Here is a 22,677-nt window from a genome sequence, read left to right as displayed (position 1 = left end):
GAAATTGGAGTAGACCGTGGGTAAAGTAACTGGCTTTCTCGAGATTGATCGCAAAGAAGCGACATATGCTGATCCCAAGGAACGGCTGACGCATTATAAGGAATTCACCAATCCGTTGTCGGAATCTGAGATTAAAGATCAGGCCGCACGTTGCATGGATTGCGGTATTCCATATTGCCACAACGGCTGTCCGGTGAACAACATCATCCCGGACTGGAACAATCTGGTCTATGAAGGGGATTGGAAAACCGCGTTGGAAACGCTTCAATCGACCAACAATTTTCCGGAATTTACCGGTCGTATCTGTCCCGCGCCTTGCGAAGCCAGTTGCACATTGAACATTGACGATGTGCCGGTGAATATCAAATCCATCGAATGCGCTATTGTGGACCGCGGGTGGGAAGAAGGCTGGATCACGCCTCAAATCGCGGAAGAAAAAACCGGAAAATCGGTTGCGGTAGTTGGCTCTGGCCCTGCTGGCATGGCATGTGCCCAGCAGCTCGCCCGTGCCGGACACAGTGTCACCCTGTTTGAAAAAAATGACCGTATGGGCGGTTTGCTGCGTTACGGTATTCCCGATTTTAAAATGGAAAAACATTTGATCAACCGTCGCTTGGTGCAGATGGAGGCGGAGGGTGTTGAATTCCGCACCAGCACCGAAGTGGGCGTGACTGTATCGGTTGAATCGCTGCAAGAAAATTATGACGCTGTTGTGATGTCAGGCGGCGCAGAGAAGCCGCGTGCGCTTGAAATTCCTGGCTATGAAATGCCGGGTGTTCGTTTGGCGATGGAATTTCTGTCACAACAGAACAAACGCAACGCGGGTGATGATGAAGTGCGGGCCGCGCCGCGCGGAACCATTACCGCTACCGGCAAACATGTCATTGTCATTGGTGGCGGTGATACGGGATCGGACTGCGTCGGCACTTCCAATCGCCAAGGCGCCGCTTCGGTTACCCAGATTGAAATCATGCCAAAGCCGCCTGCAAAGGAAGACAAGAGCGTGTCATGGCCCGATTGGCCTTTGAAATTGCGCACATCTTCCAGCCATCAGGAAGGCTGCGAACGCGACTGGGCTATTCTCGCAAAACGTGTGGTTGGCACGAACGGCGACGTCGAAGGTATGGAATGTATCCGCCTCGAGTGGGTTGACGGTCAGATGGAGGAAATCGCGGGAAGCGAGTTCACGATCAAGGCAGATCTAATCCTCCTCGCCATGGGTTTCGTCGGCCCCCGTAAAATGGGACTGGTCGACCAAGCAGAAGTGGAGCTGGATGCGCGAGGCAATGTTGCGGCCAATGTGACAAGCTATACCACCAGCAAAAGCGGTATTTTTGCGTGTGGCGATATGCGCCGGGGGCAAAGCCTCGTTGTATGGGCCATTCGTGAAGGTCGGCAATGCGCGCGGGCCGTGGACTTGCAGCTTATGGGTGCGAGCTTGCTGCCACGCTGATTCCGGTTTTGGCGAATGATACAATGGTCGGGATGGCGATTTAAACGCTATCCACGACCTTTGTTCGTTCATATGTATAGGCGGCGTGGAGATGATCATCGTCTCCATGTAGGCAAACGGCAGGACCATCAGCTTTGAACAATATTTTGCCGATCTTTCGCTTTTTGCAGACAAAAACCGAGGCCGGTCAGAAAACCGCCTTGATCACGCTTATCGACGTTACCGGCGCGTCGACCCGCAATCCGGGTGCGCATATGGCTGTGGCCGAGGACGGTTCTTCGACAGGTTCTTTCTCGGGTGGTTGTATCGAAACAGCGGTGGTGGCCGAAGCTCTCGCGGTGATCGAGGCCGGACACCCCCGCGAGGTGCGATTTGGGGCCGGGTCCCGCTATCTTGATATTCGTTTGCCATGCGGCGGTAGCATCGATCTGCTCTTTACTCCGATTGTGGATGGCGAGGTGATATCCGACATTCATGATCGCGTCACAAGACGCGAGCCGCTGACGATCATTCTGAATAGTGACAGCCGGGACATTCGCTGTGAAGCGCAGCATTCGCAAAAGATATCAGTGGAGCGGGAGGGAGCTCAGATATGGGTTCATCATATTCCGACGGCCAAGATCATTGTCCTGGGCCACGGACCCTCAGTCGAGAGTCTGGTGAGGCTCTCGGCGAGCTACGGCATAGATGCAGCCATATTGTCGCCCGACCCTATGGTGATTGAAGCCCTTGAGGGTCTGACCGTCTCTGCCGATCTGCTAAAAACACCTCAAGCGACGGCGCTTCTCGATCCTGATCCCTGGACCGCCTGCATCTTCTATTTCCATGACCATGATTGGGAAGGGGCGTTGATGAAGCAGGCTCTGTTTTCCTCGGCTTTTTATATCGGCGCTATGGGCAGCCGCAAAACCCATGAGATCCGCCAAGTAAATTTGCGAACTCTCGGGGTTGCCGATGAAGCACTTGGACGTATGACCGCCCCCATCGGTCTGATCCCGTCGACACGGGACCCCGCAACCTTGGCTTTGTCCACACTGGCCGAAGTGGTGGAAAGCTATCACCGGCATTTTGGAGGCCGGCCATAAGCGGTTCGACAATCAACTCTGTTCCTTCCCGTGAAAATCTGGACTAGAAGCTTGGTCCTGTTGCATGTCGGTTTCGGGGAATAATATGAAATATCGTCTGGTTTCGGTTGTCGCGTCCTTGCTTTTTGCCGGCTCTGCGCTGGCTCAGGATAAAACTGACAAGCCCGCTGATGAAAAATGGGACGTCAACGCACCGCAAGGCGCAACGATCAAGCAAGTGCCGATCAATGTCGATGAAGGCAGCTGGATCGACGTCGATGTCAGCCCCGATGGGCAGAGCATTGCCTTCGCCTTGCTCGGCGATATTTATACCATGCCGATTGCCGGCGGTACTCCAACGCGAATTGCCGAAGGATTGGCCTGGGAAGTGCAGCCACGCTTCTCTCCCGATGGCAAGAGAATTGCCTTCACCTCAGATCGCGGCGGCGGGGACAATATCTGGATCATGCAGCCCGATGGCAGCGGAAAGCGGCAAGTCACCAAGGAAGAGTTCCGGCTGCTTAATCAACCCAGCTGGAGTCCCGACGGCCGTTATATTGTCGCCAAAAAGCACTTTACCACGGCGCGTTCGCTCGGAACCGGTGAGATCTGGCTTTATCATGTTTCTGGCGGCGGCGGAGTGCAGCTGGTCAAAAAGCCGAGCGAAGCGCATCAAAAGGAACTCGGTGAACCCATTTACGCGCCGGATGGCAAAGCAGTCTATTATACCAAGAATATAACGCCGGGAAGCTCCTTCATTTATGCCCAGGATAGCAATCGTGACCTGTTCAACATTGAAAAATATGATCTGGAAAGCGGTGAAATATCGACGGCGGTTTCGGGTCTCGGTGGTTCTGTTCGACCCAGCCCGTCTCCCGATGGCAAGAAGATCGCTTTCGTTAGGCGGGAACTGACGCGATCTAAATTATATGTGAAGGACCTGGAGTCGGGCATCGAGCAAAAAGTCTATGATGTCCTAGATCAGGATGTTCAGGAAACATGGGCGGTGACCGGTGTTTATCCTAATATCGACTGGACGCCGGACAGTCAGACATTGGTCTTCTGGGCCGGTGGAAAAATCCGTCGTGTTGCAGCCGACGGTTCCGCTGCGGCCGTCATCCCCTTTCAGGTTAATGACGGCAGAGGCATAGCCGATGCGCCGCACCCCAAGATTGCGGTGGCGCCGGACAGTTTCACCGCAAAAATGCCGCGCTTTGCAAAAGTGTCGCCCAATGGTCGACAGGTGGTGTTTGAAAGTCTCGGTAAGCTTTTTGTGAAGCCGATGACCGGCGGCCCGGCCAAACGTCTGACTCGTGGTGGCGGGGATATGGAACTCTTTCCCTCCTGGTCGCGCGATGGCCGATCGATTGTTTTTGTGGGCTGGACTGATGCCGGGCTAGGGCAGATAAAAATTGTGGCTTCGAACGGCGGATCACCGCGCACGGTCACAAACCGACCCGGCCACTACGCTCGTCCGCAATATTCTCCAGACGGCAAGATTGTCGTGTTCGAGATGAAGGATGGCGGCTATCTGACGTCTCCCAAATGGTCTGTGCCGGACGGTGTTTATCGCGTTGCTGCATCTGGCGGCGCGCCCGATCGCGTAATGAAAGGTGCGGCCAGTCCGCAGTTCGGCGCGAGCAGCGATCGGATATTCATGGTGGCCAATGAAAAGAACAAACGTGTTCTGATTAGCACTGATTTCTCCGGCGAAGCAAAGCGCACGCATGCCACTGGCGAACTGACCAATGATTTTATTGTCTCGCCGGACGGGCAGCATATCGCCTTTCGTCAAAGCTATGAAGCCTATGTCATGCCGCTAATGCCAGGCACGCAGGCGGTGGACGTCAGTCCAAAGAGCAAAAGCCTCCCGGTGACTCGTGTGAGCACCAGCGGTGCTGACTATATCCACTGGTCCAATGGCGGTGAGCGACTGCATTGGAGCCTCGGATCAACTGTTTATTCGGAGCAAACGAGCCGGTTGTTTCCTGACGCGCCGGCCGCAAAAGATGCGCCCAAATATCAACGGCAAACCAGCGGTGTTTCGTTGGTACGAACCATCACGGCTGAGAAACCATCTGGTATCGTCGCGCTTGTGGGAGCGCGCATTGTCACCATGGCTGATGATGAAGGCGGAATCATCGATGACGGCGTGATCGTCATCCGCGACAACCGCATTGCCGCTGTCGGCCCGCGTGGTTCGGTCAACATCCCGGCTGGTGCCGCGACGGTCGATGTCACCGGCAAGACCATCATTCCGGGTCTGATCGATGCTCATGCCCACGGACCGCAAGGCAGCGACGAGATTGTGCCACAGCAAAACTGGTCCTTGTTGCAAAATCTGGCGCTCGGCACGACCACCATCCACGATCCATCCAGTCGCGCGAGCGAAATATTTGTCGCTGGCGAGATGCAGCGCGCTGGCATGATCCTCGGGCCGCGGATATTCTCGACCGGAGAGATCGTCTACGGGGCAAAGGCCGCGAGCGTTTATGCCGAAATCAACAATCTCGATGATGCATTGGCCCATGTTCGCCGTCTGAAGGCGCAAGGTGGTCGGAGTGTCAAGAATTACAACCAACCGCGGCGGGAACAGCGGCAGCAGGTCGTTGAGGCCGCCCGACAGGAGGATATGCTGGTCGTAGCAGAGGGCGGTTCTTTGTTTGGCATGGACATGGCGCTGGTTGCCGATGGCAACTCCACGCTGGAACATAATATTCCGCTCGAAATATTCTACGAGGACGTAGTGCAAATGTTCTCCCAGTCGCAGACCAATTACACACCGACATTGGTGGTCAGCTATGGCGGTCTCGCGGGTGACCCTTATTGGCGACAAGCGACCAATGTCTGGGAAAACCCCTTGCTCATCCATACACCGCCGAAAATATTGGCAGCTAACACGGTCCGCCGGACCAAGGCTCCGGAGGGCAGCTTTGTCGATGACGACAATGCCCGAGAAGCCAAGAAACTGTCCGATGCCGGTGTTAAGGTAGCGATCGGTGCCCATGGCCAGCAGGCCGGTATCGGTAGCCACTGGGAACTGTGGTCCTTCGTCCGCGGTGGTATGAGCCCTCTCGAGGCGCTGGCCACCGGCACAATAGATTCTGCGCAGTCGCTAGGCATGGACGCCGATATCGGATCGCTGGAGGCTGGAAAGTTGGCGGATATGGTCATCCTCGATGCCGACCCAAGCACGGATATTCGGAATAGTGACAAAGTGTATCGCGTGATGCTCAATGGCCGGATGTACGATCCGCTGACGATGAATGAAGTGGTGACAGGGGATCGAAAACGCGCAAATTATTGGTGGGAATGATGGTCGGTGGTCGATTTTCGGGCGTCAGAAAACGCGACAGAAATGGTTCCTGAGAGTCTATGAAAAACAGTCAGGTGCTGTCACTGCCGGGGGGAGGATCAGCAGGGGCCTCTGGAGATCTTTGTCACCTAGTCCTCTTCATCGTCGGGCACGTGACGTAAGATGTCACCGGCCTCGCACTCTAGATAGTCACAAATCTTGGAGAGTGTCTCGAACTTAACGCCTTTGACTTTGCCTGATTTCAGGAGCGACAGGTTCGCATCCGTAATTCCCACATGCGCCGCGAGGTCTTTCGACTTGACCTTGCGGGTAGCCAACATGATGTCGAGAGTTACTTCAATAGCCATCAAATATATTGCTTTGTCTCTTCCTTTGCGACCTGACCTTCTCGCAAAGCCTGCCCCAATGCGAGAAGAACCACGCCGACCAAGAGATATAGGAAATCCAGATCGACGAACGTGAGAGGAAGCGAATATTTATTCTCCGTCCAAAAGCCAGAAACGCCGAGCACCGGTATGACGACCGCGACAAACCGGGTCGTCAAATAGAGCAAAAGCATAGCCACGCCCAAACGTTTCAATGCGCTGCGCGCAGGGTCAACCAGCATCTCACCCCGTTCCGCATATTTGAGGAAGCGGTTCAACGAAAAGAACAGCAGGCCAAGCGAGACAATTGCCAAGAGGTTGGTCGCAACAATAGCCAGAATCGTCTGTATGTTCATGGAGAGCGACGCTGCATCTTCGTCGATAATATCGATCAGCAATTCCTGATCACCGAATAATGCTGCAATGCACGCATATGACATGGCCAGACCGGCAACCAATGTCATGACGCCTGCCAATATTCTCAGCACTCGATACAACAGCCGACTTTGAACGTTCCGCTCGCTTTCCATATCACCTAATCTCACAGCATTGAGTTTCATCTATACAATCCATTTTTCATTTGTGTAGCCCACTTCCAAGATGTGGAATTCCCGCCTTTTGTCTGGCTAGGTCTAAAATATGCCGTTGTGCATCGGAACATGGCACGCCAGCAAAACTTCAACAGGACGCGTGACATGCTCTAACAACCGAGACGGTCTTGCTGTTCGCGGATATAATTTTTGGCGGCACGGTGTTCGTCCTCATCCAGTTGATCGCTAAACGAATCCAGTTCTGCGTTGGTTGACTCCCTGCCTTTGGTAGTAAGGCTGGTCACTGAGTTCAGAAATGCTCTAGTCCCCGCCTTCCGTTCGCCATCTTTCTCATAGTCAAATGCAACGTCCAACTGGGCGCATGACATGCTATTAAACCGAGTCATTTGTCGGTCACTAAGACTTGCACAGCCTGAGAGGAGCGCCGCGATCGGCAGCGAGATTAGGATAGTCTTCATAGTATATCTCCGTGTTTTGAGTCGGTCTGAAAAACTGCTTAAGTTGGTCAAACCGTTGTTGTGATGAAGGGTATGCTGCTGGACGGATCGACTTCGGGGTAGGGGAATCCGTCCAGCAACAATCGCTAAGCTAGAACCTTAGAGTCGCGCCTGCCAAAACCTGATTTGACCGCAGGCTTCCGTCCAGCTTGTTGCGGCGATATTCCACCCGGAAAGCCGCATTCTCATTGAAAGCAAATTCAGCTCCTCCTCCAAACATCAGACCGTCAGCATTCTCATTGGATGAGGCAATTGCGCTGTTGTTTCCGTTTGCGAACCGGCTGACCGAATAGCGTTTGCGATTATATCCAATGCGGCCGTAGAATAAGGCACGGTCTGCCAGAACAACCCCTGCTCGGACGGATGCATCGGCGGACCACTTCGGGTTTAGTTCCGCCGACCCGCCATTGGCGATGTCACTGGTGATCGTTTTTCCATTTGGGCTAAAACCAGCTTCGACGCCAACTACAACCTTGCCCATCTGAAGGTCATAGCCGAGGTAGCCACCGTAAATGATGCCGCTTTTCTTTGCATTGAGTGTGACGGCGTTGGCACCTTCCAGAATTGTCTCGTCGATACTTTGACGATCGTAGCCACCTTGCACACCAACGCTGACCCCGGTGAAAAGGTCGTCTGTATTCTGCGCAAAAGCCGCCTGAGGCGCGCTTATCGCAACAAGCGATGCGGCCACAATTGAGAGAGATTGGTTGTATAAATTCATATTTCGTTCCTTAGATTTGATTTGAGCGCAAAAATCCGCCGTGCAAATTGATGCACGTCGAACTCACATTTATTTGGCGAGTGCTGAGGGTTTGGGTGAAGCCAAGCCATTGCAGGTGGCCTGTGTTCTATTCAGGCGTAGGGGGTATTGTTACATTCAGACTCCAAATGTGATTGCGAGAACCGCTATACCTTCATAATATTAATTTGCGATGAATAATTATTGTAATACGATAAATTCTTATCAAAAACGATCGACTCCTCAAGATCTGTTTTGGGCCGCATCTAGACAATTGGCACCATGCGAACGCCCGCTTTCGGGATGTAGTGGACATGACAAAATTGTTTTTCTCTAGACATTTAGATGTTTGCTTCTCTCTCGTACCATTCACTCAAAGTTCAACAACGGCCTGCCAAATTGCCAAAATGACAGTCTCCAGGCGCGATATAATTGGCCTAGCCGGCATTGGATTGCTCTCGGCCACGCCATTGCTTGCCCGGCCCTCTAGTCGCGCGACGCGTTTGGTAAGCGCTGCGCGCAAACAAATTGGGGTGACAACAGTTTATAGCCAAGCTTATCATGGGATCAGCTATCCAAACGGCGATTTTCCCCGCAATTCGGGCGCTTGTACCGACGTCATTGTCCGCGCTTATCGCGATGGTCTTGACCTTGATCTGCAAAAGCTGATCCACTTGGATATGAAAAAGGCTTTCTCGGCTTATCCAAAGATCTGGGGCTTAAAGACCACCGATCGCAGCATAGATCATCGACGGGTTCCGAATATGCGCAAATTCTTCCAACGACAGGGAGCGGTGCAGCCATTCTCAAAAGAACCGCACGACTGGCTGCCTGGAGACCTTGTGACGAGTATCATCGGCGGCAAGCTTGCGCATTGCGGGATTGTTTCAGATCGCAAAAAGGGCGACCGCCCGCTGTTGATCCATAATGTCGGGCGCGGCACCCGCGAAGAGGATCGGCTGTTCGCTTGGCCGATAACCGGCCACTACCGATGGGCGGTATGACGGTTCCACAATGGGAAGCAATAGGAAGGCTCCGTCTGTTTTGAATGCCTAAGATTATGGCTAGAGGGTTTTCGCATGTCCGCTCGCCGAATGTGTCGGTCTCTACGCAAATAGTCTGCTCACCACAGAACTGCTGGTGGTCAAGGTATGATCGCTTCCGGTTGAATGCTGGTGGCTAATTTGTCCGCGAGATCCCGGCTGACGATAGCCATCATGGCATTTTCAAAGGCCGATGATTTGTCCATCAATCGGGTAATCTCGCTGCTGTTCCATTCGATATAATGTGTGCCAACGGGGGCAATCACCGTGGCGGTAGGAAGCCCTTTGAGGACAAAGGCGATTTCGCCAATGAAATTGCCCGCATCCAAGGTGAATCCGTGGTCGGCTTTGTTCACCTGCACCGGGCCGTCAAAGATGAAGAACAATTTGGATAGCTTCTGGTTTTCTGTCGTGAGTTCGGTTGGCAACTCTGATGTTCGCCAATGTGCTATTTTCAGCAATTGGCGAAACTGTCCCGGGCTGAAACCGACAAAATGCTGATAGAGTTGCTTCTCCTTGCTACTGAGCGCGAAGACCGAGCGCTCGAGCAATATGCGGAACAATACAATCACGTTGGCGAGTGCCAAAACCACGGTGGTCAAAATTGCGTCCCACAGCGGAGATTCTGGGAAAATATAATAATATAGCAAATAGAAAAAGGAGCCGCCCAGAACGAGCATCCGGAGTTTTAACTCATCGCGGATAAGAAAGGCGATGATGTAGAAAAGCGCACCAATGTGGATCAGCAGAGCCGTGTTGAAATCAAAGTCCATGACGCTCCTTCTGTATTTTGTTTATGCATTGCAATATGTTCATGCGTAAATAATCGCGTCTGCTCGCGATGGCGGGCATTGTTTTGATTGCGACAATACCAAAGTGACGGTCGATTTCTTGAATCAAGCGGGTCGATAGTTATGAGGCTCTATTGCTTTGATGTTTGTGCAGGCCAGATCAATTTGAAACGCTCGCATACACATGTCATTTCATCGGAATATACAAAGCCGTCCCGTTCCGCTTGGCGCTTGTAATAGGCATCATGGGCCGCTTTCCAGAAGGCAAGGGATCGGTCGCCTTCACCTTCATCCCATGCAAAAGCTTCGTCTACCTCTCTTACGGAACAAAGGTCGACCTGGGTGGTCTCGATGATGCATTGCTCTTGGCCGGATCCATCTGTGATAATCCATCGATCGCCGCTTTTCGGTAGCGGATGTCCGTGGCTATCAAACCATCTTTTGAGTTCGCAAGTTGCTTGTTTTTGACCTTTGAGGACCAGCGAGACCAATTCGTCTCCGAGTTCTGGCGTGTCGCCAAATTGATCGGCCGGCGGGCAGGGTTCATTGATCCCTGTGGCGTTACAATATTCTTCCCAAAGAGAGCGGTGCATTTTCTGAAAACCAGCGAATTCAGACCGCGACGACGTCCTGCCGGATGGCACCGAATATCGAATGGCCATCGGCATCCAACATTTGGATTTTTACGGTGTCGCCAGCGCTCATAAATGGTGTTTTGGGCGCGCCGTCGTTGATCGTTTCGATCATCCGGATTTCGGCGATGCAGCTATAGCCCAGTCCGCCTTCGCTGACTGGCTTGCCGGGATCGCCATCGGGACCTTGATTGGATACGGTGCCGGAACCAATCACTGTGCCGGCTGATAAGGGACGGGTTTTGGCGGCATGGGCGACGAGATCAGCGAGGCTGAACGTTGCATCGATGCCGGCATTGGCGCGGCCAAAGGGCTCGCGGTTATAGTCGACCTGTAGCGGTAGATGGATGACTGAACCCTTCCACGCATCGCCCAATTCATCGGGCGTCACGCAGACAGGGGAGAACGCCGATGGTGGTTTCGATTGGAAAAAACCGAAGCCTTTGGCCAACTCTCCAGGGATCAAGCCGCGCAGGCTGACATCGTTGCAAAGCATGACCAGTTTGATGTGATCGGCGGCGGTTTCGGGGTTCGCTCCCATCGGAACATCATCGGTGATGACGGCGACTTCGCCTTCCATGTCACAGCCCCAAGCCGGATCGCCGAGCGGAATATCGTCACGCGGTCCGAGAAAGGCGTCGCTGCCGCCCTGATACATCAGCGGATCGGAATAGAAACTCTCTGGTACTTCCGCGCCGCGGGCTTTGCGGACCAGTTCGACATGATTGATATAAGCGCTGCCGTCGGCCCATTGATAGGCACGGGGAAGGGGGGATTCGGCTAGCCGCTCATGAAAGCGTTCGCAGGGTACGGTTTCATGTTCGACGTCGCGATAGAGCGCTTCCAGCTTGGGCGCGCATTGGTCCCAGTCGTCCAGCGCTGCCTGTAGGGTCGGAGCAATATTGCTCGCTTCGCAACAGCGGGTGAGGTCTTTGGAGACCACAACAAGACGGCCATCACGCGAATCATTTTTCAGGGTAGCGAGCTTCATCTAGGATCCTTCTCCAAGCTGCCGTTGCTCCCGAACGATGTCGAGGCACGACGATCTACTGTTCATCGGTAAAGACTAGGCCCGACAGGAACGGAAATAAAGGTGGTTATGATTTTCAACGCGGGACTAATGCTCGTCGCGGGCTTTCTCATGCAGCCAGGCGGCATGTTGCGGCGCTTTCTTGGTGCGACTCCATTCCTCCAGCATCGCCGGAGCAACGCGGCGCAGTTCGGTCATTTCTTCATCTGTACCAATGTCGCAGGCCAGTTCTAGACGATGGCCATTGGGATCAAAGAAATAGATCGACTTGAAAATGCCGTGATGGGTCGGGCCGATGACGTCCAGACCTTCGGCTTCCGCATTGGCTTTTGCTGCCAGCAGTGCGTCGAGCGAACCGACTTTGAACGCAATATGCTGAACCCATGCCGGCGTGTTCTGGTCGCGATCCATTTCCGGCTGCTCGGGCAGTTCGAAAAAGGCCAGGACATTGCCGCCACCCGCATCGAGGAAAATATGCATATAGGGATCATATTCACCGGTCGAAGGCACTTCATTTTCGGCAAAGGCGAGCTGGAAGTCCATGCCCATCACGCGCTGGTAAAAATCAACTGTCTCTTTCGCATCTTTGCAGCGATAGGCGACATGATGGATGCCTTCGACCGTAGGTGCATTCATTCTGCAGGTTCCTCTACTTTCAGCACACCCCGCGTCACTTGATCACGCTCGATGCTTTCAAACAGGGCCTTGAAATTGCCCTCACCAAAACCATCATCGCCTTTTCTTTGGATAAATTCAAAGAAAACCGGACCGACTTGCGCTTCTGCGAAAATCTGAAGCAAAAGACGAGGGTCACCGCCATCGGTTGTTCCATCGAGCAATATGCCCCGGGTCTGCAATGCATTCACATCTTCTCCATGACCGGGGAGGCGACCGTCGAGCATCTCGTAGTAGGCGGTCGGAGGCGCAGTCATGAACGGCACGCCGAGTGTCTTGAGCCGATCCCAGCAAGCCACGAGATCATCACAGATGAGCGCGATATGCTGAATGCCTTCACCGTTGAATTCCCGCAAGAATTCTTCGATTTGGCCCTTGCCGCCTTCGCCCTCTTCGTTGAGAGGGATTTTGATTTTGCCGTCCGGCGCGGTGAGTGCCTTGGAGGTCAGTCCGGTATATTCGCCCTTGATGTCAAAGAAACGGATTTCGCGGAAGTTAAAGAGCGTCTCATAATAGTCCGCCCAATATTTCATCCGGCCGCCGTAAACATTATGGGTCAGGTGATCGATGATGTTGAAACCGGCACCGACCGGATTGCGGTCCACGCCGGGTAGATATTCAAAATCAATGTCATAGATGGAAAGATTCTCGCCACGCTCGCCGCCATTATAGCGGTCGACCAGATAGAGAATGGCCCCGCCGATGCCACGGATCGCCGGGATATGCAGCTCCATCGGGCCGGTTTCGACATGCACAGGCTCGGCACCTTTTTCGAGCAGATAGTCATAGGCTTTGCGCGCGTCTTTTACGCGAAAGGCCATGCCGCAGGCGGAGGGGCCATGTTCGCGGGCAAAATACCAAGCTGCCGATTTCGGTTCATAGTTGATGATCAGGTTGATGCCGCCCTGCCGCCACAGATGGACGTCCTTCGAACGGTGCTGGGCAATTTCGGTAAAGCCCATGACCGCAAATACCGGTTCCAGGACGCCACGCTCGGGTGCGCAAAATTCAACAAATTCAAAGCCGTCCAGGCCCACGGGATTTTCAAACAGATCAGCCACAACAATTTCCTTGAGATAAACATGCGCTAAGACGCAATATAGTTACAAATGATACTATAGGGAATTTGCGCCAGATATGCAAGTGAAATGGTGCCCATCCTATCGATAAAAACAGGGCATCGGGGCATCATCGGGGAGGATGACAATGCAAAAACGCCATCAACTGGCACTCATGGCCTTTTTGGCCATTTTTATCTGCTATATGGACCGGGTCGCCATTTCGGTTGCGATCATTCCAATGGTGGAAACCTATGGTTGGAATTTGTCGACGCAAGGGTTGGTATTGTCCAGTTTCTTCATCGGCTACCTGCTGACCCAGATTGTCGGCGGAAAGCTGGCGGACCGTTACGGTGGCAAGATCGTGCTCGGCTATGGCGTATTGATCTGGTCGCTGTTCACGCTTGTTGCTCCTCCTGCCGCCGCGCTGGGTATCACGGTTCTGGTCATCGCCCGGATATTGATGGGCATGGGCGAAGCGGTTACTTTTCCAGCCATTTACGCGCTCTATGCGCGCTGGATTCCAGTGAAGGAACGGTCGCGATCCGCTGGGTTTTCCAATAGCGGCATTCCACTCGGAACGGTTTTCGCGCTCTTGGCGACACCGGTGATTGTCGCATCCTGGGGCTGGGAGTGGGTGTTCTATCTGTTCGGCGGCGTTGGTTTTATCTGGTGCGCTGTCTGGTATTTTCTTATCGCGCCAAGCCCGCACAAGCAGGCTGGGATTAGTCAGGCAGAGCTCGATCTGATTGCCGCCGACACGATAGCCGATACGCCCGCGGTCGCCACGCCATGGCGCGCGCTGATAACCAATATGCCGGTCTGGGCGGTTATCGTTGCCCATTTCTGTAACAATTGGTGGTTCTATGTCTTGCTCGCGTGGTTGCCGACCTTTGTCACCAAGGGGCTCGGTGTGGATTATGCCTCGGTCGGCTATTTTGCGATGATGCCGCATATCGCGCTGTTCCTCTGCATCAATCTGTCCGGGGTTGTCGCAGACCGGTTGATTGGCGGCGGCATGACGATAACCCGCGTGCGCAAGTTGATGATGTTGATCGGTTTTGGCGGCAGCATTATTGCGCTGCTGATTGTCGGACAGGCGCAGGATGCGGTCACCGCGATCACCATCATGACCATTGGCAGTGCTTTAGGCGCCTTTGCGGTCAGCGGTTTCTTCGTCAATCATATGGACATTGCACCGGAACATGCCGGCACGTTGATGGGCATTACCAATACCGCCGGGACCATTCCCGGCATTATTGGTGTGCTGGTCAGCGGCTGGATATTGGACGTTACCGGATCATGGGCACTGGTCTTTCAGGTCGCCGCAGGGGTCGCCGCCTTCGGCCTGATCTTCTATCTGGTCTTCGGTAGCGGCGAGCGTCAGTTTGAAGCAGCCGCCGCCTAGTGAAAATCCCGCGATTTCGGCAATATCCGGACATTGCGGGGATGGCCGCCATTGGATCTTGCGGGATGGGGCTGGTTTGATCGCGCCGCCTCTGCCTGACGTGCCGCTTGCCTGTCCTCGTTGCGATAGATCGGGCGGTTGACCTCGTCGGCGCGGGCCATGGGCATGTCGGGCCGTTCCCGGTCGGTGATCTCGCTTAGCATGAAGGTATAATCTTCCACCCGCGTGGTCATCAAATGGGTGACGCCTTCCACGCTGCGCTGGACTTCTCCGGTGGCGATCATCAGCCGGGCGGCCATTACCGGCCGGCGCATTTTTTCAAAGCGGCTGGCCCAGAGCAGCAGGTTGGAAACCCCGCTTTCATCCTCCAGAGTGATGAAAATCGCATTGCCCTTTCCGGGCCGCTGACGGATTAGGACAACGTCGGCTACTTTTGCCCGCGCGCCATTTTTTGCAGAGGCAATTTCTGCGCAGCTGAGCACGCCTAACGCCTGAAACCGTTCGCGCAGGAATTCCATGGGATGGCCCTTTAGCGACAGGCGGACGCTCTGATAGTCTGCTACCACATGCTCGCCCTTGGTCATCATAGGCAGGCGGGCATCCTGTTCCTGTCCTAGTTCTTTTGCCCGTGCAGCCTCGAACAAAGGCAAGGTGTTGACCGGTGTGCGGCGCACTTCCCACAGCGCCTGACGGCGATCGAGCTGCAGGGACCGGCAGGCGTCGGCGTCGGCGAGCAGGCGCAGTGCGCGGGTCGGCAGGTCGGCTTTGCGGGCAAGCTCCTCGATGGTTCGAAATGGCCGGACCGCGACGATTTTCGCGGCCCAGGCTTCGCGAAAGCCGTCAATCTGACGCAATCCGATGCGGATCGTACGATCAAGATCCACCCGGTTGTTCCAGTCACTAAAATTCACGTCGGGTTCCCGCACCTCCACCCCATGTTCCCGCGCGTCCCTGACAAGTTGCGCAGGAGCGTAAAATCCCATGGGCTGCGAGTTGAGTAAGGCTGCTGCGAAGACCGCCGGGTGATGGCATTTGATCCAGCTAGAGACATAGACCAGTCGGGCAAAGCTGATCGCATGGCTCTCCGGGAAACCATAGCTGCCAAAGCCCTGAATCTGCTTGTAGCAGCGCTCGGCAAATTCCCGTTCATAGCCTTTGGCGGTCATGCCCTCGATCATCTTCGCTTCGAAATGGTGGATCGTGCCAACATTGCGAAAGGTCGCCATCGCTCGGCGCAATCTGTTGGCATCGCCGGGCGAGAAATCGGCAGCGACAATCGCCAGCTTCATCGCCTGTTCCTGAAACAGAGGCACTCCGAATGTCTTGCCGAGCACGGATTTGAGTTCGTCGGGATCATGGGGTGGCTTGGGCGAGGGCAGGGTGACCTTCTCCACGCCCGAGCGGCGGCGGAGATAGGGGTGGACCATATCGCCTTCAATCGGACCAGGTCGCACAATCGCGACCTGAATCACCAGATCATAGAAAATTCGCGGTTTCAGCCGAGGTAACATATTGATCTGGGCGCGGCTTTCGACCTGGAACACGCCGACACTGTCGCCCTTGCACAGCATATCATAAGTGACCGAGTCTTCGTGCGGGACATTCTGCAAATCATAATCCCCGGCACCGATCTCGCGCATGATATCAAAGGCCTTACGGATGCAGGTGAGCATGCCAAGCGCCAATATATCGACCTTCATCAGGCCCAGCGTATCAATGTCATCCTTGTCCCACTCGATAAATGTGCGATCATCCATTGCGGCATTGTGGATTGGCACGGTCTCGTCCAGCCGATCCTGTGTTAGCACAAAGCCGCCGACATGCTGCGACAGATGGCGGGGGAATTGCAGGATTTGCCGGACCATGTCGCCCACCCGTCTAATCTCCGGACTGTCCGGGTCGAGGCCGGTTTCGGCAAAGCGATTGTCGGGCGCCTTGCTTGAATGGCTGCCCCAGACAGTGCTCGACAGGCGGCTGGTAATATCCTCCGACAGATCGAGTGCCTTGCCGACCTCGCGGATCGCGCTGCGCGACCGATAATGGACCACGGTTGCGGCAATCCCGGCGCGGTGGCGGCCATAGCGTGCATAGATATATTGGATGATCTCCTCGCGCCGTTCATGTTCGAAATCGACGTCGATATCTGGAGGCTCGCGGCGCTCTTCGGAAATGAAACGCGAGAAAAGCAGGTCATGTTCCATTGGATCAGCCGAGGTGATACCGAGCAGATAACAGACCGCGCTATTGGCCGCCGACCCGCGCCCCTGACAGAGGATATCCTGATCCTGCGCAAATTTGACAATGTCATGGACGGTCAGGAAATAGGGGGCATATTCCATTTTCTCGATCAGCCGCAATTCTTCTTCGACCTTTGATCGCAACCGTTCCGGCAGGACTGTGCCATGGCGGGCATGGGCGGCGGACCAGGTGAGATTCTCCAGCCAGCGTTGCGGTGTCCAGCCCTCGGGCACAGGTTCTTCAGGATAGTGATAGCTCAGTTCGTCGAGTGAAAAATCGATCAGGCCGAGCAGCTTCTGCGTTTCTGCAATGGCTTCCGGATAATCCCGGAACAAACGCGCCATTTCTGCCGGACCTTTGAGAAAACGCTCGGCATTGACGGCGAGCAGGCGGCCCGCTTTGCTGATCGTGGTCTTCTCGGCAATGCAGGTCAAAATGTCGTGGAGCGGGCGCTGCTGCGACGTGGCATAAAGCGGGTCATTGGTCGCGATGAGCGGGATATCTGTCGCTTGGGAGAGGCTGTGCAGCGTTGCGACATGGCGCTTGTCCGGACCGGAGCGCGGCATCACGGCACCGAGCCAGATATGGGGCGTGCGGGATCTTAGATTACTTGCCAATGCGCTGGTCGGTGGCGTCAGAATGATCAAAGCCCAATCGTCGGAGCACCACTCCAGCAAGTCGGCCTCATAGAGAAAGCAATCGCCTTTCTCGGCCCGCAAATTGCCGGTCGAGAGCAGCCGCGTCAGCCGCCCCCAGCCGCGTCGGTTGAGTGGATAGACGATGGTTTCCGGCGTTTTATCGTTGAACAACAGCCGCGACCCGACGATTAGCTTGAGGTTGGGCAAAGTGCCGCCTTCCTCCTCTGCATCCTCATGGGCCCGGCGCAGCGCGGCATGGGCTCGCACGACACCGGCGACGCTGTTGCGGTCGGCGATTCCAATGCCGGTCATGTCCAGAGCCATGGCCTGCATCACCATATCGGCGGGGGAGGAGGCTCCGCGCAGAAAGCTATAATGGGTGGATGCGGCCAGCTCTGCGAAGTTACTCATCGGACGCGCCCCCACATCTGTGGCCGCTCTGCTCCAGTCCGTCTCCCCCTTCCGACCACCCATAGGGTACAGTCGCACTGGGCGGTCGGAAGGGGGAGGCGGGCTGGCACCGAAGCAAAGGCGGATGCCTTTGGGCCGTGAGCGGGAGTGAACAGAGAGTCACGCAAATAGCCCATGAACATACCAATCCGGGTTCGCTTTCTCTTCGCCATATAGCCCATGCCGAAACAGCCAATAGCGTCGGCCACGAGCATCTTCGACGCGATAATAGTCTCGGGTCAGGCCGCCATTGCCGGGTTGCTGACCGTCCTTGCGCTGCCACCATTCTGACGCGATGCGCTCCGGCCCTTCATAGCGGATTACCTGATGGATCTTGCGCCGCCAGGTGAAGCGATAGGGTGGTCCGTCGGGCACTTCGGCGATCACCTGCACGCGCTGCGGCGGGTCGAACAGATGCAAGGGGCGCATCGGCGGATCGTCCGATGGCGGCATTTTCCAGGGGATAGGCGGCGGGGCATTGAGCGCGGGCAGGGCGAGCAGGCCCTGTTCCGGGATATGGCTGTCGGCGGCTGCAAATTTCTGCACCCGTTCACGGCTCATACGAGTGCTCAACTGGCTGACCAGAGCGACGGTGTCGCCTTCCCGGTCCTCGCCGCCTTCGAGCCGCAATTGCTGGGGTGCCAATGGCTCCGATGCGACGATGCTCAACCGGATCAGGTCATAGCCGAAGCCGGGATTGAGCGTATCGTTGAGCGCCTCGATCCGTTCGCGCAATAGCCGCGTGAAAAGCGCGATATCGCGGGTTGGTGCGCCGGTTTCCAGACCCAATCGTGCGATATCGCCATCGCAGCGGAATAGCATCATGCGGACCATCCGCGCGCCCTGGCCGCGTTCGTTGAGTCGTTCGGACGCTTCTGCAAACAGTTCCGACAGGCATGTGAGCGCGCTATCAATATGGGTTAGCGGTTCGGCAAAGCGCCGCTCTGTGATCACATTGCCTATTCTGCGCAACGGATCGATCGGGCGGTCTTCTCTGCCCAGAATGCGATCGAGCTTGAGCGTGAGTTCCATTCCGAAACGGGCCGCGAGATTGGCGCGCGGGCGTTCGGCAATATCGCCGATATGATAAAGCCCAGCCCGTTCCAGCGCCTGATGGGTCTTGGCATCCATGGCCAGCGCCGATACCGGCATTTGGGCCTCTGCGCCTTCTTTCAATCCATGTCTGGCCAGCGCGAGCGCCGCATCGGCTGTCCCGGCCAAGGCCCAGCAGGTGCTATAACCTGCTCTATCGAGCCGGTCTTCGGTATCCTGCGCCAGCGCTTTCTCATGCCCATGGAGATGTGCTGCGCCGGTGATGTCGAGGATCAGCGCATAAGGCGGTTCAACAGCCACCATTGGCGTGTAGCGCTCGCAAGCTTCCGCTAGCCGTGACAGCAGATCTGCATCGGCCAATGGTTCATGGTCAAATGCCAGCAGGTCCGGCACCCGGGCGCGGGCGTCGGCAAGCTTCATGCCCGGTCCGAGGCCCAAGGCCATGGCTTGCCGGTCCGCCGCCATGATAACCATCGCGCCGCGAATTTTCTCGATCAGCGCAAAGGGATGGTCAGGCGGCCCGTGCGCCTTGATGATCCGCTCTGACGGCAGATAGGGCAGGAACAGCGCCAAGGTCCGGCGTATCCTGCTCGTTCTGTCGTTCGCGGAAGGCTTGTTGGTCACGGTTCCACTCCAGTCGGGCGCTCAACCCGTAAAGGCCGCTGCGATGGCGCAGCAAATTGATATCAAAGGCGGGATGGCCCGGCGCATTGGCCTCCAGTGGCGAGGATGGAGCTGCGCTCACGTTCCAACGACTAAAGGCGGACGTGGGCAACGGATTGTCTTTGTCGCCGCCGCTTCTCAGTAATAAGGTCACGACCCCCGATTGCTGGGCCGACAAGGAGAGGCGGCGTGTGGCTGTCAGGTCTAGTCCCTTGGGCTTCTTGCCGGACAATTCTGCAATCACAGCCCCCATCGCGGCGCAGCGCACGCCATCGGCGGCAGCGCGCAGCACCGCGATACTGTCGGGTGCGTCGATATGGATGATATGGGACGGATTAATGCCCAGTTCGGCAAGCCCTGGCGGATAGAGCCGCCCTTGTCGCCGCGCTTCTCCGCCTTCGCTAATCCACAATATGGGCTTGCTGTCTGATTCCAGAGTTCGGCATCTGTGTGCCAGCAATAGTGCCATTGCCGCCGCGCTGGTCCGGTGGCTTTTGTCGGCGGCATGCAATTCGTGCAAAGCCGCGCGCGGCAAACCATCGACCCCGGCATTGCCGCGGAGGGCCATATCCATCCGCTCCACCCCAAAGCTAAAATGGGACGGACGATCGCCATGCTCCGCCGCTTTGACGCCAGAGGTCGCCAAAATCTTCGCAAGCCGCGCTTTTAACGCGGCCGCTTTGGGCACAGGTGCAGAGTTGACCGGTGAACCCGCAAAAGGCTCCACCGAATCCGAATCGATGTTGTTCATGATTTGTTCTAATTTATAGAAGAGATGGATTTGGTCAAGTCCGTTCACGATTTCCGCACAGACGAAACAAGGCCGGTCGCATAAGACTTGACCAAGGCCCGTGGCTGCGGGAACATGGCGGTAACAGGAGAGAGAGTATGAAAATGGCATGGCTCAAACTATCGGTGATCAGTCTTTCTGCCACCGCGCTAACCCCTTTGCCGGCGCTCGCCAACCATCACGAAACCAAGGGCATGGCAACCATCGATGTCGCTGCGGTCAATGCCGCGCTGGCTGCTGCCGAAGGGCGTTCGGATGAAGACAAAGCCCGCGATGCAGGGCGCAAGCCAGCCGAAGTGTTGGCTTTTTTAAACCTCAAGCCTGGTGATACAGTGCTCGACCTGATCGCCTCTGGCGGTTGGTATAGTGTCGCTGCGGCGATCGCGACCGGACCGGAAGGCAAAGTCTATGCCCAGAACCCGGCGGCCGCACTCCAGTTACGTGACGGCGCATATGAAACAGAGATATCCGCGCGTCTCGCGGCCAATGCTTTGCCCCAGATCGAACGGTTGAACAGCGAGATGACCGATCTCGGTGTGCAGGATGGCATGGTTGACGTCGCAATCACCGTGCTTAACTTTCACGACGTCTATAATAATTTCGGTGCTCCGGCGGCGACCGGGATGCTGATGGCAATCAAGACGAAGCTGAAGCCCGGCGGGGTGCTCGGCGTGATTGACCATGTTGGCGCGCCCGATGGCGATAACAACGCCACCCACCGGATCGATCCGGCTTTGGCGGTCGCAGCAGCAGAAGCGGCGGGATTCGCGGTCGAACGGAATGACGAACTGCTGGCCGGAACAAATGACGATTACAGCAAGAATGTCTTCAGGCCCGACACGCGCGGCAAAACCGATCGGTTCATCCTGAAACTGACCAAGCCGGAATAGCCAAGCCCAGCCGCGGCAATATCTATCGCGGTCAAGGCAAAGTCTGCCTTGATTGCTGGCGGCTGTGCGACCACATGTCTGCCAATTGAGAAGCAGTATATTTTTTGCATAGGGTGGCTTGTGGTGGAACGACTTCGGATATGGATTGAATCATCGCGTTTTCAGAACGGGATCATGGCGGTGATTGTGATCAATGCGATCATCATCGGGATGGAAACATCGCCGATGATGATGGAGCGCTATGGCCCGACTCTTATTCTGCTCGACCAGATTGCCATTGGCATATTCATCGTCGAGATCCTGCTCAAGCTGTTCGTCTATCGCCTGTCTTTCTTCAAAAACGGCTGGAATATTTTTGATTTCGTAATTGTCGCGGTGGCATTGTTGCCGACCGGAGGAAGCCTGTCTGTGCTCCGTGCGCTGCGTATATTGCGGGCTTTGCGGCTGGTCTCGGCGATGCCGAAGATGCGCAAAGTGGTGCAGGGGCTGTTTGCCGCGATCCCGTCCATGGGCACCGTCATCATCTTGCTGGCTCTGGTCTTCTATATAGCAGCGGTCATGGCGACCAAATTATTCGGCGCCGAATTCCCGCAATGGTTCGGCTCCATCGGTGCGTCGCTCTATTCGCTGTTCCAGATCATGACGCTGGAGAGCTGGTCGATGGGCATCGTCCGCCCGATCATGGAAGTCTATCCCTTGGCTTGGGTATTTTTTGTACCCTTTGTCCTGATCACCAGCTTTGTCGTGCTCAATCTGTTCATCGCGATCATCGTCAACGCGATGCACGAGGAAGCCGACGAAGAGCAGACCGCTCAGCGGGACGAGATATTGAACGAAATCCGGGCGATCAGACGGGATGTCGCGGAACTGAAGGCTAGCCAGCCTGACTGAACTTCAGACCCAGTTCGTACATCGCAATGGCGGCCTGTGCCGCTTCACCACCCTTGTTTTTGCGGACTTTATTGGCACGCGCCAACGCTTGATCTTCATTCTCGACCGTGATGATGCCATTGCCAATTGCTGCGCCATCCATGGTCAGTGCCATGATACCCCGCGCGCTTTCTCCGGCCACGATTTCGAAATGATAGGTTTCGCCGCGAATGACCACACCGATCGCGACAAAGCCGTCATATTGATCGGTATCGATGGCCAGCGAGATCGCGCTGGGAATTTCCAACGCGCCCGGGACGGTGAGCAGTTCATGCTCATGGCCCGCGGCTTTTAACGCATCGATGGCGCCATCGATCAGCATATCATTGAGCTCATTGTAAAAACGCGCTTCGACGATCAGAAATTTTGCCATTCTATATGTCCCTTAAATTCGTCATCCTGA

At 55.5% G+C, this 22,677-nt stretch carries 20 protein-coding genes; 7 read left to right on the top strand and 13 right to left on the bottom strand.

The genetic code is table 11. From position 1 onward, the window contains the following. Window positions 1–16 precede the first annotated feature (16 nt). From ABJV08_RS15620 to ABJV08_RS15610, 3 genes are all read left to right on the top strand, one after another. Entirely contained in the window at window positions 17–1,453 is a 1,437-nt protein-coding gene (locus tag ABJV08_RS15620) for a glutamate synthase subunit beta (protein ID WP_348037015.1), read from the top strand. Between the two features lie 134 nt (window positions 1,454–1,587). Further along, the gene (locus tag ABJV08_RS15615) at window positions 1,588–2,538 is read left to right on the top strand and encodes an XdhC family protein (protein WP_348037017.1); all 951 of its coding nucleotides are present in this window, start codon (window positions 1,588–1,590) and stop codon (window positions 2,536–2,538) included. A gap of 85 nt (window positions 2,539–2,623) precedes the next feature. After that, window positions 2,624–5,833 carry an amidohydrolase family protein gene (locus ABJV08_RS15610; protein ID WP_348037019.1) on the top strand — a complete coding sequence of 1,070 codons (3,210 nt, stop codon included), beginning with the start codon at window positions 2,624–2,626 and terminating at the stop codon, window positions 5,831–5,833. 128 nt (window positions 5,834–5,961) lie between these two features. Here the strand turns inward: ABJV08_RS15610 and ABJV08_RS15605 are convergent, their stop codons facing one another. The 4 genes from ABJV08_RS15605 to ABJV08_RS15590 form a co-directional block, all read right to left on the bottom strand. Continuing rightward, a complete protein-coding gene (locus tag ABJV08_RS15605) occupies window positions 5,962–6,180 on the bottom strand; it encodes a helix-turn-helix transcriptional regulator (protein WP_348037021.1) in 219 nt (72 codons plus the stop codon). Beyond that, a complete protein-coding gene (locus ABJV08_RS15600; RefSeq protein WP_348037023.1) occupies window positions 6,180–6,758 on the bottom strand; it encodes a hypothetical protein in 579 nt (192 codons plus the stop codon). Before ABJV08_RS15600 ends, ABJV08_RS15605 begins: the two co-directional genes overlap by 1 nt. Window positions 6,759–6,898: 140 nt before the next feature. Continuing rightward, window positions 6,899–7,207 carry a hypothetical protein gene (locus ABJV08_RS15595; protein WP_348037025.1) on the bottom strand — a complete coding sequence of 103 codons (309 nt, stop codon included), beginning with the start codon at window positions 7,205–7,207 and terminating at the stop codon, window positions 6,899–6,901. A 130-nt stretch (window positions 7,208–7,337) separates the two neighbouring features. Then, window positions 7,338–7,967, bottom strand: coding sequence for an outer membrane beta-barrel protein (locus tag ABJV08_RS15590; RefSeq protein ID WP_348037027.1), 630 nt, complete (start codon window positions 7,965–7,967; stop codon window positions 7,338–7,340). A gap of 425 nt (window positions 7,968–8,392) precedes the next feature. Here ABJV08_RS15590 and ABJV08_RS15585 point away from each other — a divergent pair, with 425 nt between their 5' ends. Further along, on the top strand, window positions 8,393–8,989 hold the full coding sequence (locus tag ABJV08_RS15585; protein WP_348037029.1) for a DUF1287 domain-containing protein: 597 nt from the start codon (window positions 8,393–8,395) through the stop codon (window positions 8,987–8,989). A 140-nt stretch (window positions 8,990–9,129) separates the two neighbouring features. On the opposite strand, the gene ABJV08_RS15580 is transcribed toward ABJV08_RS15585, so the two are convergent. The 5 genes from ABJV08_RS15580 to hppD all read right to left on the bottom strand — a co-directional run bounded on the left by ABJV08_RS15580 (window position 9,130) and on the right by hppD (window position 13,217). After that, entirely contained in the window at window positions 9,130–9,801 is a 672-nt protein-coding gene (locus ABJV08_RS15580) for a cyclic nucleotide-binding domain-containing protein (RefSeq protein WP_348037031.1), read from the bottom strand. A 149-nt stretch (window positions 9,802–9,950) separates the two neighbouring features. Beyond that, window positions 9,951–10,412, bottom strand: coding sequence for an ASCH domain-containing protein (locus ABJV08_RS15575; protein ID WP_348037033.1), 462 nt, complete (start codon window positions 10,410–10,412; stop codon window positions 9,951–9,953). A gap of 19 nt (window positions 10,413–10,431) precedes the next feature. Next, entirely contained in the window at window positions 10,432–11,442 is a 1,011-nt protein-coding gene (locus tag ABJV08_RS15570) for a fumarylacetoacetate hydrolase family protein (RefSeq protein ID WP_348037035.1), read from the bottom strand. A 126-nt stretch (window positions 11,443–11,568) separates the two neighbouring features. After that, window positions 11,569–12,117, bottom strand: a complete 549-nt coding sequence (locus ABJV08_RS15565) for a VOC family protein (protein ID WP_348019420.1) — start codon at window positions 12,115–12,117, stop codon at window positions 11,569–11,571. After that, window positions 12,114–13,217, bottom strand: coding sequence for a 4-hydroxyphenylpyruvate dioxygenase (gene hppD, locus ABJV08_RS15560; protein WP_348037037.1), 1,104 nt, complete (start codon window positions 13,215–13,217; stop codon window positions 12,114–12,116). Before hppD ends, ABJV08_RS15565 begins: the two co-directional genes overlap by 4 nt. 145 nt (window positions 13,218–13,362) lie before the next feature. Between hppD and ABJV08_RS15555 the strand changes: the two genes are divergently transcribed. Beyond that, window positions 13,363–14,622 carry an ACS family MFS transporter gene (locus ABJV08_RS15555; protein ID WP_348037039.1) on the top strand — a complete coding sequence of 420 codons (1,260 nt, stop codon included), beginning with the start codon at window positions 13,363–13,365 and terminating at the stop codon, window positions 14,620–14,622. On the opposite strand, the gene ABJV08_RS15550 is transcribed toward ABJV08_RS15555, so the two are convergent. From ABJV08_RS15550 to ABJV08_RS15540, 3 genes are all read right to left on the bottom strand, one after another. After that, on the bottom strand, window positions 14,619–17,909 hold the full coding sequence (locus ABJV08_RS15550; protein ID WP_348037041.1) for an error-prone DNA polymerase: 3,291 nt from the start codon (window positions 17,907–17,909) through the stop codon (window positions 14,619–14,621). The two genes, ABJV08_RS15555 and ABJV08_RS15550, sit on opposite strands and share 4 nt — an antisense overlap. 159 nt (window positions 17,910–18,068) lie before the next feature. Next, window positions 18,069–19,625, bottom strand: coding sequence for a DNA polymerase Y family protein (locus tag ABJV08_RS15545; protein WP_348037043.1), 1,557 nt, complete (start codon window positions 19,623–19,625; stop codon window positions 18,069–18,071). Further along, window positions 19,513–20,415, bottom strand: coding sequence for a hypothetical protein (locus ABJV08_RS15540; RefSeq protein WP_348037045.1), 903 nt, complete (start codon window positions 20,413–20,415; stop codon window positions 19,513–19,515). The genes ABJV08_RS15545 and ABJV08_RS15540 overlap by 113 nt, the downstream gene beginning before the upstream one ends. 137 nt (window positions 20,416–20,552) lie before the next feature. On the opposite strand from ABJV08_RS15540, the gene ABJV08_RS15535 reads away from it, so the two are divergent. Continuing rightward, window positions 20,553–21,344, top strand: a complete 792-nt coding sequence (locus ABJV08_RS15535) for a methyltransferase (RefSeq protein WP_348037047.1) — start codon at window positions 20,553–20,555, stop codon at window positions 21,342–21,344. A 120-nt stretch (window positions 21,345–21,464) separates the two neighbouring features. Further along, on the top strand, window positions 21,465–22,235 hold the full coding sequence (locus ABJV08_RS15530) for an ion transporter (protein WP_348037049.1): 771 nt from the start codon (window positions 21,465–21,467) through the stop codon (window positions 22,233–22,235). On the opposite strand, the gene ribH is transcribed toward ABJV08_RS15530, so the two are convergent. Then, window positions 22,219–22,647, bottom strand: coding sequence for a 6,7-dimethyl-8-ribityllumazine synthase (ribH, locus tag ABJV08_RS15525; protein ID WP_348037051.1), 429 nt, complete (start codon window positions 22,645–22,647; stop codon window positions 22,219–22,221). The two genes, ABJV08_RS15530 and ribH, sit on opposite strands and share 17 nt — an antisense overlap. Window positions 22,648–22,677: the final 30 nt, after the last annotated feature.

This window comes from Parasphingorhabdus sp. (assembly GCF_039982395.1).
Taxonomy (GTDB): domain Bacteria; phylum Pseudomonadota; class Alphaproteobacteria; order Sphingomonadales; family Sphingomonadaceae; genus Parasphingorhabdus.
The sequence above is the reverse complement of the archived record's forward strand: the minus strand, read 5'-3'. Positions and strand labels throughout refer to the sequence as shown.

Coding starts and splice junctions, on each gene's coding strand:
- ABJV08_RS15600 (WP_348037023.1), bottom strand. CDS start 6,758: ATGAAACTCAATGCTGTGAGATTAGGTGATATGGAAAGCGAGCGGAAC.
- ABJV08_RS15610 (WP_348037019.1), top strand. CDS start 2,624: ATGAAATATCGTCTGGTTTCGGTTGTCGCGTCCTTGCTTTTTGCCGGC.
- ABJV08_RS15590 (WP_348037027.1), bottom strand. CDS start 7,967: ATGAATTTATACAACCAATCTCTCTCAATTGTGGCCGCATCGCTTGTT.
- ABJV08_RS15565 (WP_348019420.1), bottom strand. CDS start 12,117: ATGAATGCACCTACGGTCGAAGGCATCCATCATGTCGCCTATCGCTGC.
- ABJV08_RS15595 (WP_348037025.1), bottom strand. CDS start 7,207: ATGAAGACTATCCTAATCTCGCTGCCGATCGCGGCGCTCCTCTCAGGC.
- ABJV08_RS15570 (WP_348037035.1), bottom strand. CDS start 11,442: ATGAAGCTCGCTACCCTGAAAAATGATTCGCGTGATGGCCGTCTTGTT.
- ABJV08_RS15555 (WP_348037039.1), top strand. CDS start 13,363: ATGCAAAAACGCCATCAACTGGCACTCATGGCCTTTTTGGCCATTTTT.
- ABJV08_RS15575 (WP_348037033.1), bottom strand. CDS start 10,412: ATGCACCGCTCTCTTTGGGAAGAATATTGTAACGCCACAGGGATCAAT.
- ABJV08_RS15605 (WP_348037021.1), bottom strand. CDS start 6,180: ATGGCTATTGAAGTAACTCTCGACATCATGTTGGCTACCCGCAAGGTC.
- ABJV08_RS15535 (WP_348037047.1), top strand. CDS start 20,553: ATGAAAATGGCATGGCTCAAACTATCGGTGATCAGTCTTTCTGCCACC.
- ribH (WP_348037051.1), bottom strand. CDS start 22,647: ATGGCAAAATTTCTGATCGTCGAAGCGCGTTTTTACAATGAGCTCAAT.
- ABJV08_RS15580 (WP_348037031.1), bottom strand. CDS start 9,801: ATGGACTTTGATTTCAACACGGCTCTGCTGATCCACATTGGTGCGCTT.
- ABJV08_RS15585 (WP_348037029.1), top strand. CDS start 8,393: ATGACAGTCTCCAGGCGCGATATAATTGGCCTAGCCGGCATTGGATTG.
- ABJV08_RS15550 (WP_348037041.1), bottom strand. CDS start 17,909: ATGAGTAACTTCGCAGAGCTGGCCGCATCCACCCATTATAGCTTTCTG.
- ABJV08_RS15540 (WP_348037045.1), bottom strand. CDS start 20,415: ATGAACAACATCGATTCGGATTCGGTGGAGCCTTTTGCGGGTTCACCG.